The following is a 12,708-nucleotide window of genomic DNA, read 5'->3' as shown; positions in this document are numbered from 1 at the left end:
CGACCTTCAGTCACTCTATATCGTTGTATCCAAGGCTGCGCAGGGCCCGCTCGTCATCCGACCAGTTGCTACGCACTTTAACCCAAAGATTTAGCATCACCTTAGAGTCAAACATCTTTTCCATATCCAAGCGCGCGTCTCGGCCGATGCCTTTAATCTTATCACCCTTATCGCCAATAACGATGCGCTTCTGGCCTTCACGTTCAACTAAGATCAAAGCGCTAATAATCAAGATACCCCGTTCATTGCGCTTAAACTCTTCAATCTCAACGGTGGTCCCGTAGGGTACCTCATCACCGAGATTACGCATTAACTTCTCACGCACCAATTCAGCCGCCAAAAAACGCGAACTACGATCGGTAATCTGATCATCCGGGTAAAAATGAATACTCTTAGGCAGGTGTTCATTAATCACCGCTTCTAGGCGATCAACACTGGTGCCGTTTTTAGCGGAGATCGGGATAATCTCGAGAAAGTCCATTTTTTGCGACAATGTTTCAAGGTGTGGCAGGAGGGACTCTTTGTCATCGAGCTGATCAATTTTATTGATCACGAGAATCACTGGGCATTTAATACCGCCTAGCTTTTCAAATACAATTTCGTCTTCTTCGGTCCAAGCCGTACGATCAATAATAAAAACCACCACATCAACATCACGCAACGCAGAACTCGCCGCTTTGTTCATATAACGGTTAATCGCTTTATCCTGATCTTTATGCAGCCCCGGGGTATCAACATACACCGCTTGCACATCACCCTCGGTTTTAATACCAACAATCTGATGGCGAGTCGTCTGAGGTTTACGGGAAGTAATACTCAATTTCTGCCCAAGGATATTATTCATCAGCGTTGATTTACCCACATTCGGGCGACCAATGATGGCAACAAATCCGCAGTGCTGATTATCACTGGGCTGATCTAGCAGATAACTCAGATCACGACTCATTTAACCACCTTCAGTTTATCAAGCGCCTTTTTAGCGGCATTCTGTTCAGCCTGACGACGGCTACTACCTTTACCATCCGTCGGCTGATCCAACAGGGCTACGGCACAACGAATTTCAAAAGTCTGTTGATGCGCTTCGCCACTGACAGACAGCAGTTCATAATCTGGTAACGGCGCACGACGGGACTGTAAAAACTCCTGCAAGCGCGTTTTAGAATCCTTCTGGGTGTCTAGCAGAGATGTCTGCTCTAGACGGGATTGATACCAACCCAAAATATAAGGCCGGCAACTATCCATATCACTATCGAGATAGATGGCGCCAATAATCGCCTCAACCGCATCGGCCAAAATAGAATCGCGTCGATAACCGCCACTTTTCAGCTCGCCTGAACCCAGCCGCAAATAATCGCCAAGCTTCATTTCACGAGCCAATTCGGCCAGCGTTTCACCTTTGACTAACTGAGCACGCAGCCGACTGAGCTGACCTTCCTTCGCTTCAGGAAAGCGTCGGTAAAGTGCTTCGGCGATAACGAAATTAAGAATCGAGTCTCCTAGAAACTCCAAACGTTCATTGTTACGCTTTCCGTGGCTACGGTGGGTGAGAGCTAATTCAATCATGCTCTCATCTTTAAACTGATACCCCAGCTTTTTAGCGAGGTCGGTGGCAGGCTTAATAATCAACGGATAATCACTTCATACTGTTCGTGGAATTTAACCACTGCATCAACATTGTAAAACATAGGTACAGTTACATCGTATTTCAGGGTGATTAGTTTCACCCCTTCTTTTTCAGCGATAATCACAGCGTCACTAACCGGCAAGCTCACCTGATTAATGCGCAGTCGCTTACTAATTTTTTGACGGGTTTCAGCCGGGTTGTCTTTTTTGGTATCAGGCTCTTCTACTAACTCTTCCATCATGGAGGTCACCAGACTGTGATCCCAATAGACCGGAAACAACTTCATTCCAACCGCAAAAAACACGCCTGCGACAATCAAGATGATCATCAGAGCGAAAAAAGAGACGCCCTGTTGCTTATTCCGTATTGACATAACTTACCCCAATTTTCCTTTTAATGGATAGTGCGTACATCACTGAAATTAGGCAGGGTAAAGAAATCCTGCCAATGCATCCACACTGCGAATGCTTTGCCGACTAGCAGCTCATCAGGCACAAAGCCCCAGAAACGGCTATCGTTACTATTATCACGGTTATCCCCCATGACAAAATACTGTCCTTCGGGTACGACCCATTCGGCGGGCTGACGGGGTGGCGCAACATCGCGATAGATCTGATGGCTCACATCACCTAATGTCTCATCGATCAACAGTAACCGAGGGTTCTGCGGCGGTAACTGTTCAAGCAATTGCTGCGCTTGTGGTTCACCATTAACATAAACCGTTTTATTCTGATAACGAATCCGATCACCCGGTAACCCAACAACCCGTTTTATATAATTAATACGCGTGTCGTTAGGGTATTTAAACACCACCACATCGCCTCGTAACGGCGTGTTCATAGGGATAACTTTAGTACCGATCACCGGTAAACGGAAACCATAATGCCACTTATTAACCAGAATAAAGTCGCCGATCTTCAGCGTTGGCTTCATTGACCCAGACGGAATCTGAAACGGCTCAACCACAAAAGAACGCAAAATCAGCACCACTAATAGCACTGGAAACAGCGAACGACACAGGTCGACAACAGCGTTTTCTTTATTTAATTGTTCGAGTGTGGCTTCGGGTAGTACACCACTAGCTTGCTCTGCTGCGGCGATACGCGCATTACGCGCACTAGCCAACACCAGTCGGTCATACACCCAGCCCAATGCGGCCACAAAGGTAAGTACCACCAGTATCAGTGCGAAATCAAAATCCATGCGTCTGTGTCCTAACCATCAACTTTCAAAACTGCAAGGAAGGCATCCTGAGGAATCTCAACCCTTCCCACCTGTTTCATCCGTTTCTTACCTTCTTTCTGCTTTTGTAGCAGTTTTTTCTTACGACTGACATCGCCACCATAACATTTAGCAATAACGTTCTTACGTAGCGCCTTAACATTGGTTCGGGAGATAATCTTACCGCCAATCGCTGCCTGAATAGCGACATCAAACATCTGCCGCGGAATCAGCTCTTTCATCTTTTCACACAACAGACGGCCACGGTAAGGTGCATTATCTTTATGCAAAATAACCGCCAACGCATCGACCTTCTCACCATTAATGAGAATATCCAGCCGCACCAGTTGGGCAGGCTGAAAGCGGACAAAGTTATATTCAAGGGAAGCGTATCCTCGACTAACCGACTTAAGACGGTCAAAGAAGTCCAATACCACTTCAGCCATCGGCAGCTCATAAGACACCTGAACCTGATTGCCGACGAAATTCATATTTTTCTGCACGCCCCGTTTATCGACACACAAACCGATCACCTGCCCTAAATATTCCTGAGGTACAAGAATATTGGCTTCCACTATCGGCTCTCGCATCTCTTTGATCGAGCCGGGATCGGGTAGTTTCGATGGGCTATCAATCTGAACCACTTCACCGCTATTCAGTTCCAACTCGTAAACTACAGTTGGCGCGGTAGTGACTAGATCAAGATTGTATTCACGTTCTAGTCGCTCTTGAATGATCTCCATATGGAGCATCCCGAGGAAACCACAACGGAAACCAAATCCCAGTGCATCCGAAGATTCGGGTTCAAAGAACAACGAAGCGTCGTTCAACGTCAGTTTATCGAGCGCTTCACGAAAGTCTTCATAGTCATCCGAACTGGTTGGGAACAGACCGGCATAGACCTGCGGCTGCACCCGCTTAAAGCCTGGCAAGGTTTCAACATCAGGAGTTTTAGCATGAGTAATCGTATCACCCACCGGCGCACCGTGAATATCTTTAATACCGGCAACCACATAGCCAACTTCACCCGCGCGCAGGACGCCGGTTTCAGTACGTTTCGGCGTAAAGATACCAACACCATCAACTGGCTGAACTTGGCGGTTCGATTTAATCAGAATCTTATCTTTCTTACGTAAAGTGCCCTGTTTTACCCGCACCAATGAAACAACGCCAAGGTAGTTATCAAACCAAGAATCGATAATTAACGCCTGCAGCGGCGCATCAGGATCACCTTCTGGTGGCGGAATATGCTTAACTAGGGCTTCAAGTACATCGTCGATACCTAAGCCACTCTTAGCACTACAGGCCACTGCATGTTCCGCTTCGATACCGATAACTTCCTCGATCTCGTTACGAACCCGTTCAGGCTCAGCCTGAGGCAGATCCATTTTATTCAGGATCGGTAGCACTTCCAGCCCTTGTTCCAGCGCGGTATAACAATTCGCCACGGACTGTGCTTCAACCCCCTGAGCGGCATCAACAACCAGCAAGGCACCTTCACAGGCCGCTAAGGAACGAGATACCTCATAACTGAAATCGACATGCCCCGGGGTATCGATAAAGTTAAGTTGATAGACCTTGCCATCTTTGGCCGTGTAATTAAGCGTTACACTCTGTGCCTTGATGGTGATTCCGCGTTCCCGTTCAAGATCCATAGAATCCAGAACTTGCTGTTCCATCTCCCGCTCAGCTAAGCCACCGCAGGTCTGAATAAAGCGATCTGCTAAGGTAGATTTGCCATGGTCAATATGGGCAATAATCGAAAAGTTACGAATGTGTTCGAGCTTACTCACTACGGAATCACCAGCTAATAAATTTAACCATGCAACCCCGTCGTCAGGGCGCAATTCTGAAGCCGGCAAGTGTACCGTATTTCATCTGTTACGACCATCAAAGAGAAACGCATCTGAAAATAAACAAAAGGGGGCATAAAGCCCCCGGTATAGTCGCTACAGACTATTTAAGTTTAAGCGGAATAAACATTGGGCTACCCCGACGCACGATCCGCATCGGCACAGCTTTGTTATCTGGCAGTGCCTCAACCGCATCAGCAAAGGATTCAATCGAACTAATCTCTTCGCCATTAAGCATGGTAATCACATCACCGACCATCAAACCGGAATCAGCGCCCGCGCCCTCTTCAACTTGACGCACCACAACACCGGAGGTTACCCCTAATCGTTCACGTAACTGATCATCCAACTCACTGAGATGGATATTCAAACGATTGGTTGAGGCTTTTTCATTGTTAGCCGATGTTTTCAGCACTTCGCCCGACGCAGGCAGTAAGCCAATAGTTACGGTAATCGATTGTTTCTTGCCTCCACGAACAACGCCCACGGTTGCATCGGTTTCTGGCGGAATGCGGCCAACTTGATGCGGCAGATCACCGGAACGATCAATCGGATGACCATTAAAACTGTAAATAATATCCCCTTCACGAATACCCGCAGCTTCCGCTGGGCTATCCGGCAGCACGGTTGCAACCAGCGCGCCCTCTGGCTTATCCAAGCCAAAAGATTCAGCTAAATCGCGACTCACTTCTTGAATAATCACACCTAACCAGCCACGGCTTACCTTACCGCTATCCTTCAGTTGATCGACGACTTCCATCGCAACATTCATCGGGATAGAAAAAGATAACCCCATAAATCCGCCGGAACGGGTATAGATTTGGGAGTTAATACCAATAACCTCCCCCTTCAAGTTAAACAGCGGGCCACCAGAGTTACCTGGGTTGATCGCCACATCCGTCTGAATAAAGGGAACATAGGTTTCATTCGCCAGGCTTCTGTCGGTGGCACTGATAATACCGGCCGTGACCGAATGATCAAAACCAAAAGGAGAACCGATAGCGAGTACCCACTCACCTACTTCTGCTTTAGCAGAGTCACCAATTTTGACCACAGGCAGATCGGTCGCATCAATTTTTAATAGCGCCACATCAGAACGTTTATCAGAACCAATAATCTTTGCTTCCAGTTCACGTCGATCACTCAACCGGACAATGACTTTATCCGCATCAGCCACCACATGATGGTTCGTCAGAATATAACCATCATCAGAGATAATGAAGCCAGAACCCAAGGATTGCGGGGCTTTGTGCTTCTGCGAATTACCATAACCTTCGGGGATACGAAAGAAATGACGGAAAATATCGGGAATCTGCTGCCCTTCCGGTAGCTGAAGGTCAGGCATTCCCTGAACCCGCGTAGACACCTGCTGCACCGTACTAATATTAACGACGGCGGGAGACGTCTGTTTTACCAAATCCTTAAACTCTGGCAATGCGGCATGCACACTGCTCACGCACAACCAGAATAGAACTAGACTAAAAGTCGCTCTGACGAGTTTCATATCGTTTATCCTGCATATCAATGATTACTAAAGGTAAATCAAACTCTACGAAGCAGCACCGGTCGGTAACTGCAATTTTGGCTTATAAGACCAGACATAAACCGGGTTAGCAGGAAACCACCTACTAACCCCAAAACAGCGCTTAAAATCACTTGTGGCTCAGAAAAACCCGACAGCTGTACGGTCACTGAAACGATAAACATGGTCAGTAACGGTAAAAGGTAAACCAGTAACGAAGCGGTTAGAAATGATCGCTCGCCGACCCCTAAGGTCACCTGGTCATTGACCATAACAGCGAGCTGCTGCGGGTTATCCACTTGAATTTCTAACCGTTTACCGTCGCCAATTTTGGCTAGCAGGCTTTGCCCGCAGCCTTTTTGTGCACTACAGCTCGAGCAGGCGCTCTGTTTAATCATTTCAACCCAAACAGCGTCAGACCCAACCCGTACAACACGACCGTTTTCTTCAAGCATGTTTAATTACTGTATTTTCTCAATTGAATTAGCCACCCGATCAGCCACCATCAAAGGTACATCACCAACAACGGTGACAAAGAACTGATCTACTTTTTTACCAACGGCAACCATATCACCCATTTGCGTCGCACCTTCAGGCACAGCTGAACTACCGGTACGCTCAATGCTCAACGTAAAAGAGTTAACCCCATTACTAAACACCGTCAGTTCGGCCCCGGGAGCCATCGCATTTTTTACCGCAGAATATCCATCAGGAATCCAACCCGGTGTTGAGCTGACCAACTGCCCTTGACGCAACACATTATGTTGCTGAATATAGCTATTTAGACCGGCATTAAAGCGAATAATATTATCATTATCGCTATTCGCTTGATGTGCAATCGCCGGAGCACCAAACTGCGCACGCATCAAGTTACGAGAAGGTACAAGACTTGTCTGCCCCATACTCGTAGCAGGCTGAGGCGCCTGCGCTAAACTGGCATCGACGGTCGCAGGTGAATTAAGACCAAAATTCTGTCCGCCGAGAATAACAACCACCGTCACTGACGCGGCAACCGCCATGCTCATCAAAGGCTTGAAGAAGCTTTTCTTAGAAAGTCCCTGTTTTTCAGCCACATCAGCAGCTACTTTTTCTAACACTGGCTCAGCATCAATAGCTTGCATAACGGCAGCACTAATATCGCCACGACCTAACTGCTCATTTTTGAGTAGCGAACTGGCAACATGGTAACGTTGCCATTGTTGTGACAGCGCAGGATTCTCAGCACTCTGCTTCAACAGGCTACGTAACTCAAAGTCACCGACTTCATTGTCCATCAATGCGGAAAGAGCTTCTTTGGGTTGTTCGCTCATTAGCCAACTCCTAACGGATTAAGTACCTGCGTTACAGATACAGGGTGAAATCGTTCCACCCATTATTAGTACTAAACAGCACAACTGTTTAATTTAACGCTCTGTTATCCTTTACCACCTACAACGAGGAGGCATATAAGTCAGTTAAACAGAGGCGATATCTCTTTATCGATCGCTTCCCGAGCCCTGAAGATACGTGAACGTACAGTACCGACCGGACAATCCATAATTTGAGCTATATCTTCATAACTCAAGCCATCGAATTCACGCAAAGACAATGCCGCGCGAAGATCCTGAGGGAGCTTATCCATCGCATTTCTAACGACCTGGGCCAACTCATCCCGGTATAAACTATTCTCCGGGGTTTCAATATCTTTTAAGCCGCTATCTCCTTCCAGATGATGGGCATCGTCTACGTCGATATCCATATCCGGTGGTCTGCGACCTTTAGCGACTAAATGATTCTTAGCCGTATTGATCGCTATCCGGTAAAGCCATGTATAAAAAGCGCTGTCGCCGCGGAAATTCGGTAGCGCACGATACGCTTTTATAAATGCCTCTTGGGACACATCCATCGCTTCATGATGGTCATAAACATATCGCCCTATTAGGCCGATTATTTTATGCTGGTATTTTTTAACCAACAGATCAAAGGCAGTTTTATCACCTTCCTGAACTCGCTTGACCAGCTTTTGATCTATCGATGCTTGGCTCTCGCTGGACATTCGATTCCTTATTGTATGAACAGTTCCCAACAAATGTAGCTTTTCTCAGCTGCTACAAGGAAGTATGAATGCCACCCCCTATTACATGCAACTCTTTACCAGAGCTGAACTTAAGTTATAGGGTAAGAGGCCTTTCTAGCCACTAAGTTCCCTTATATCAAAAAAAATTAATAAATTTACCCCGATACTCTGGCCCACAACCGGTGGTTCGAGCAATAATTAGCCCTTGAAATAATAGCGGTAGAGAATGCGCAGATGAGTAATGAGTTTCAGTTCGATGTCTTGATCATTGGTAGTGGCGCCTCAGGACTGGGACTAGCCTTGCAGCTACCAGACTCATATAAAATCGCCGTTCTCAGTAAAGCCAGCCTCACCAGCGGCTCGACATACCAAGCTCAAGGTGGTGTCGCTGCCGTTCTTGATGATACGGATAGCACTCAAGCCCACTTTCAAGACACCATCACCGCTGGTGCCAACCTAAGCCGCCCCGATGCTGTTTCCTTTACCGTTGAACATGGCAAAGAGAGTATCGACTGGCTTATTGAGCAAGGAGTGCCCTTCACCCGTGAAGGTAATGAGTATCATTTAACCAAAGAGGGCGGCCATAGCCATCGTCGAATCATCCATTCCGCCGATGCGACCGGCCAGGCGATTCAGCAAACATTGATAGAACGCGCCAAAGCCCGAAACAATATTCATTTGTTTGAAGACCGCATCGCCGTTGACCTTATCACACGCCATAAGCTCAACCTCCCTGAAAATCGCTGTATTGGCGCTTATGTCCTAGACCATAACAGCGGCCATGTAGACGTCTTTAAAGCGGGCTCCACGGTACTCGCTACGGGCGGGGTCAGTAAGGCCTACCTTTACACCAGCAACCCTGATGGCGCTTCAGGAGATGGAATTGCCATGGCTTGGCGCGCCGGTTGCCGCGTAGGCAACTTAGAATTCAATCAATTCCACCCTACCTGCCTATACCATCCTCAAGCAAAATCTTTTTTGATTTCAGAAGCGGTACGCGGTGAAGGCGGAAAACTGCGGTTACCCGATGGCAGTCGATTCATGGACAAGTTCGATGATCGTGGCGAACTAGCACCACGGGACATTGTCGCCAGAGCGATCGATCATGAAATGAAACGCCTCGGCTGCGATTGTCTATTTCTAGATATCTCCCATAAACCCGCCGAATTTGTAAAACAACACTTTCCTACTATATATGAACGTTGCCTAAAATACGGTATCGACATCACCAAAGAAGCCATACCTGTTGTACCGGCGGCTCATTACACCTGTGGTGGGATTATGGTCAATCAACATGGTATGAGTGATGTAGAAGGGCTGTATGCCATTGGAGAGACCTCTTTTACAGGACTACACGGTGCCAATCGGTTAGCAAGTAACTCCCTGTTAGAGTGCATCGTGTACGCCTCATCGGCTGCCAGTCATATCATCAGCCACAACCACCCCTTAGGAGAACTGCCAGAGATACCCGCCTGGGATGAAAGCCAGGTCACCGACTCTGACGAGGATGTCATTATCGCCCACAATTGGGATGAGCTACGACGTTTCATGTGGGATTACGTGGGTATCGTTAGAACCAATAAACGCCTACAGCGGGCGAAACATCGGGTGGATCTATTACAACAAGAGATTAGCGAATATTACAGTAACTACAAGGTAAGCCGAGACCTGCTTGAATTACGAAATCTAGCGGTGGTTGCCGATCTAATTATACGCTCAGCCATGCGTCGGCAGGAAAGTCGCGGACTTCACTACACTCTTGATTACCCAGAAAGCGGATTAGAAGCTAGGGATACCATCCTAACTCCCGTTAATTATGACTGGCATTAAGCGGCGGTGGTGCGAACCGCAATAACACACGTAACTTACGAAACTGATCAGCGCTAACACTATCAGGCCAGATCACCACAGCGACTGTTCTGCGCGCCCCTCTAAGTTTGACACTGAGGCCAAGCAGCAATGGAAACGACAGTCGCTGTTGCACTGCCTCAACTTCTACCCAGCCCTCCCCTACGAGACAGACCGCCAAGACCTTTTTATCCGCAAGCCAACGCAATCCGGTAATGCAACGATGATGAGTAAGGGAAATAAAGCGCGGCCAACTATAAAACACATAACAACCACAGAGAAGGCTAAGTACAACCTGAAGAGTAACACTCAGACCGGAGAGCCATATCGACACCAGTGACAATACAGTTAGAAGTAAAAATACCCCCCGACTAATGACGGAGGGCTTTATCTCAACTTGAAACGGGCTGAACACGATCCAAAATTATCCGCACGATACGTTGTAAATCAGGGTCATCTGCCTCACCACGCTCCATTAACCAAACAAATAGATCGGTGTCTTCACAGGCGAGTAATTTAACAAATCGATCTTGGTCCTCCTCATCGAGATCAGCAAACGCGTCTTCAACAAAAGGCACAAACAGTACGTCCAGCTCCAGCATGCCTCTGCGGCTCTGCCAACGTAAACGGCGAATATCTTCTTCGGTATACATTATCTACCTGCTTAGTAATTGAAATCAGTTGCCGCGATTATCGCGCCAAGCCTGATAAACGAGATAGGCAATATATAAAATAACTGCCCCTCCTAGCAAGCCAAACAACACCCCAATCAAGCTGCAAAGCCACTCGGGCGAACACGGCAAACCGATGTGAACCATAACATAGACCACTTCAACGATTCATGACAAATATCAGTATAGCCTTTGTAGCAGTAAGAATGGGGGGCGGAGATTGCTTAGAAGGGGATAGACCAGCGCCAACAGTTAAGTCTTATGCTGGCAAACAAAACGCCCAAAACGAAAAAGCCCCGATCAAACTAATGATCGGGGCTGTCTCTTATTTGAAGCTTGGCGATGACCTACTCTCGCATGGGGAATCCCCACACTACCATTGGCGCTAAGACGTTTCACTTCCGAGTTCGGTAAGGGATCGGGTGGTTCCATCTCGCTATGGTCGCCAAGCAAAACTGGTTGCTCTAACGATTGAACTAAACGCTTTGTTAGTTCAAGCGTCATTAGAATCCTGTAACGGTGTTGCTTTGAGATGAGCTGTACAAGCTCTAATCCGTGTGACTTTTCAGTCGTATCTTAATCTATCAGCTTCCCAAACGCTTTTGGCGTTATATGGTCAAGCCTCACGAGCAATTAGTACTGGTTAGCTCAACGCCTCACAACGCTTACACACCCAGCCTATCAACGTCCTGGTCTTGAACGGCTCTTCAGGGGGCTCAAGGCCCCAGTGAGATCTCATCTTGAAGGGGGCTTCCCGCTTAGATGCTTTCAGCGGTTATCCTGTCCGAACGTAGCTACCGGGCAATGCCATTGGCATGACAACCCGAACACCAGAGGTTCGTTCACTCCGGTCCTCTCGTACTAGGAGCAACTCTTCTCAAATCTCAAACGTCCACGGCAGATAGGGACCGAACTGTCTCACGACGTTCTAAACCCAGCTCGCGTACCACTTTAAATGGCGAACAGCCATACCCTTGGGACCGGCTTCAGCCCCAGGATGTGATGAGCCGACATCGAGGTGCCAAACACCGCCGTCGATGTGAACTCTTGGGCGGTATCAGCCTGTTATCCCCGGAGTACCTTTTATCCGTTGAGCGATGGCCCTTCCATACAGAACCACCGGATCACTAAGACCTACTTTCGTACCTGCTCGACGTGTCTGTCTCGCAGTCAAGCGCGCTTATGCCTTTATACTCGATGCATGATTTCCGACCATGCTGAGCGCACCTTCGTACTCCTCCGTTACTCTTTAGGAGGAGACCGCCCCAGTCAAACTACCCACCACACAATGTCCTCGATCCCGATAAGGGACCTGAGTTAGAACCTCAATAGTACCAGGCTGGTATTTCAAGATTGGCTCCATCTGAACTGGCGTCCAGATTTCAAAGCCTCCCAGCTATCCTACACAAGTAATATCAAAGTCCACTGCGAAGCTATAGTAAAGGTTCACGGGGTCTTTCCGTCTAGCCGCGGATATACGGCATCTTAACCGCAATTTCAATTTCACTGAGTCTCGGGTGGAGACAGTGTGGCCATCGTTACGCCATTCGTGCAGGTCGGAACTTACCCGACAAGGAATTTCGCTACCTTAGGACCGTTATAGTTACGGCCGCCGTTTACTTGGGCTTCGATCAAGAGCTTCGCCGAAGCTAACCCCATCAATTAACCTTCAAGCACCGGGCAGGCGTCACACCCTATACGTCCACTTTCGTGTTTGCAGAGTGCTGTGTTTTTAATAAACAGTCGCAGCCACCTAGTATCTTCGACCGACGCGAGCTTAAGGAGCAAGTCCTATCACCCACATCGGCGTACCTTCTCCCGAAGTTACGGTACCATTTTGCCTAGTTCCTTCACCCGAGTTCTCTCAAGCGCCTTGGTATTCTCTACCTGACCACCTGTGTCGGTTTGGGGTA

12 protein-coding genes and 2 rRNA genes (1 of these 14 running past the window's edge) are annotated in these 12,708 nt (G+C 47.9%); 1 reads left to right on the top strand and 13 read right to left on the bottom strand.

The features are described from left to right. Nucleotides 1-10: 10 nt before the first annotated feature. From era to rpoE, 9 genes are all read right to left on the bottom strand, one after another. The gene (gene era / locus AC0L4K_RS02145; protein ID WP_417224958.1) at nucleotides 11-946 is read right to left on the bottom strand and encodes a GTPase Era; all 936 of its coding nucleotides are present in this window, start codon (nucleotides 944-946) and stop codon (nucleotides 11-13) included. Continuing rightward, complete coding sequence (gene rnc, locus AC0L4K_RS02140) at nucleotides 943-1,623, bottom strand: ribonuclease III (protein ID WP_417224994.1); 681 nt, start codon at nucleotides 1,621-1,623, stop codon at nucleotides 943-945. The genes era and rnc overlap by 4 nt, the downstream gene beginning before the upstream one ends. Continuing rightward, nucleotides 1,623-1,997: a DUF4845 domain-containing protein gene (locus AC0L4K_RS02135; RefSeq protein WP_417224960.1), complete on the bottom strand. Its 375-nt coding sequence runs from the start codon at nucleotides 1,995-1,997 to the stop codon at nucleotides 1,623-1,625. The genes rnc and AC0L4K_RS02135 overlap by 1 nt, the downstream gene beginning before the upstream one ends. A 20-nt stretch (nucleotides 1,998-2,017) precedes the next feature. Then, nucleotides 2,018-2,827, bottom strand: a complete 810-nt coding sequence (gene lepB / locus AC0L4K_RS02130) for a signal peptidase I (RefSeq protein WP_417224962.1) — start codon at nucleotides 2,825-2,827, stop codon at nucleotides 2,018-2,020. 11 nt (nucleotides 2,828-2,838) lie between these two features. Further along, nucleotides 2,839-4,638, bottom strand: a complete 1,800-nt coding sequence (lepA, locus tag AC0L4K_RS02125; RefSeq protein WP_417224964.1) for a translation elongation factor 4 — start codon at nucleotides 4,636-4,638, stop codon at nucleotides 2,839-2,841. Nucleotides 4,639-4,801: 163 nt separating this feature from the next. Beyond that, nucleotides 4,802-6,202 carry a DegQ family serine endoprotease gene (locus tag AC0L4K_RS02120; protein ID WP_417224966.1) on the bottom strand — a complete coding sequence of 467 codons (1,401 nt, stop codon included), beginning with the start codon at nucleotides 6,200-6,202 and terminating at the stop codon, nucleotides 4,802-4,804. A gap of 38 nt (nucleotides 6,203-6,240) precedes the next feature. Further along, nucleotides 6,241-6,675 (bottom strand): SoxR reducing system RseC family protein, encoded by a 435-nt coding sequence (locus tag AC0L4K_RS02115; RefSeq protein WP_417224968.1) that lies wholly within the window; start codon nucleotides 6,673-6,675, stop codon nucleotides 6,241-6,243. Nucleotides 6,676-6,681: 6 nt separating this feature from the next. Next, a complete protein-coding gene (locus AC0L4K_RS02110; protein WP_473268037.1) occupies nucleotides 6,682-7,530 on the bottom strand; it encodes a MucB/RseB C-terminal domain-containing protein in 849 nt (282 codons plus the stop codon). Nucleotides 7,531-7,670: 140 nt separating this feature from the next. Then, nucleotides 7,671-8,255 carry an RNA polymerase sigma factor RpoE gene (rpoE, locus tag AC0L4K_RS02105; RefSeq protein WP_417224972.1) on the bottom strand — a complete coding sequence of 195 codons (585 nt, stop codon included), beginning with the start codon at nucleotides 8,253-8,255 and terminating at the stop codon, nucleotides 7,671-7,673. Nucleotides 8,256-8,510: 255 nt separating this feature from the next. On the opposite strand from rpoE, the gene nadB reads away from it, so the two are divergent. Further along, entirely contained in the window at nucleotides 8,511-10,106 is a 1,596-nt protein-coding gene (nadB, locus tag AC0L4K_RS02100) for an L-aspartate oxidase (protein WP_473268036.1), read from the top strand. Here the strand turns inward: nadB and AC0L4K_RS02095 are convergent. The 4 genes from AC0L4K_RS02095 to AC0L4K_RS02080 all read right to left on the bottom strand — a co-directional run. Further along, a complete protein-coding gene (locus AC0L4K_RS02095; RefSeq protein WP_473268035.1) occupies nucleotides 10,087-10,539 on the bottom strand; it encodes a protein YgfX in 453 nt (150 codons plus the stop codon). The genes nadB and AC0L4K_RS02095 overlap by 20 nt on opposite strands. Then, nucleotides 10,517-10,777, bottom strand: coding sequence for an FAD assembly factor SdhE (locus AC0L4K_RS02090; RefSeq protein WP_417224978.1), 261 nt, complete (start codon nucleotides 10,775-10,777; stop codon nucleotides 10,517-10,519). Before AC0L4K_RS02090 ends, AC0L4K_RS02095 begins: the two co-directional genes overlap by 23 nt. 352 nt (nucleotides 10,778-11,129) lie before the next feature. Beyond that, nucleotides 11,130-11,245: ribosomal RNA gene (gene rrf / locus AC0L4K_RS02085) — 5S ribosomal RNA — on the bottom strand. 162 nt (nucleotides 11,246-11,407) lie between these two features. Next, nucleotides 11,408-12,708: ribosomal RNA gene (locus AC0L4K_RS02080) — 23S ribosomal RNA — on the bottom strand (it continues 1,592 nt past the right edge of the window).

The sequence above is a fragment of the Amphritea sp. GJ51-11 genome (assembly GCF_055808735.1).
Note: the sequence above shows the minus strand (reverse complement) of the source record. Positions and strands in the feature narration are given on the sequence as shown.

What these genes read in the sequence shown, in the direction of transcription:
- era (WP_417224958.1), bottom strand. Translation starts at nt 946, where the DNA reads ATGAGTCGTGATCTGAGTTATCTGCTAGATCAGCCCAGTGATAATCAG.
- AC0L4K_RS02135 (WP_417224960.1), bottom strand. Translation starts at nt 1,997, where the DNA reads ATGTCAATACGGAATAAGCAACAGGGCGTCTCTTTTTTCGCTCTGATG.
- lepB (WP_417224962.1), bottom strand. Translation starts at nt 2,827, where the DNA reads ATGGATTTTGATTTCGCACTGATACTGGTGGTACTTACCTTTGTGGCC.
- AC0L4K_RS02120 (WP_417224966.1), bottom strand. Translation starts at nt 6,202, where the DNA reads ATGAAACTCGTCAGAGCGACTTTTAGTCTAGTTCTATTCTGGTTGTGC.
- AC0L4K_RS02115 (WP_417224968.1), bottom strand. Translation starts at nt 6,675, where the DNA reads ATGCTTGAAGAAAACGGTCGTGTTGTACGGGTTGGGTCTGACGCTGTT.
- AC0L4K_RS02110 (WP_473268037.1), bottom strand. Translation starts at nt 7,530, where the DNA reads ATGAGCGAACAACCCAAAGAAGCTCTTTCCGCATTGATGGACAATGAA.
- rpoE (WP_417224972.1), bottom strand. Translation starts at nt 8,255, where the DNA reads ATGTCCAGCGAGAGCCAAGCATCGATAGATCAAAAGCTGGTCAAGCGA.
- nadB (WP_473268036.1), top strand. Translation starts at nt 8,511, where the DNA reads ATGAGTAATGAGTTTCAGTTCGATGTCTTGATCATTGGTAGTGGCGCC.
- AC0L4K_RS02090 (WP_417224978.1), bottom strand. Translation starts at nt 10,777, where the DNA reads ATGTATACCGAAGAAGATATTCGCCGTTTACGTTGGCAGAGCCGCAGA.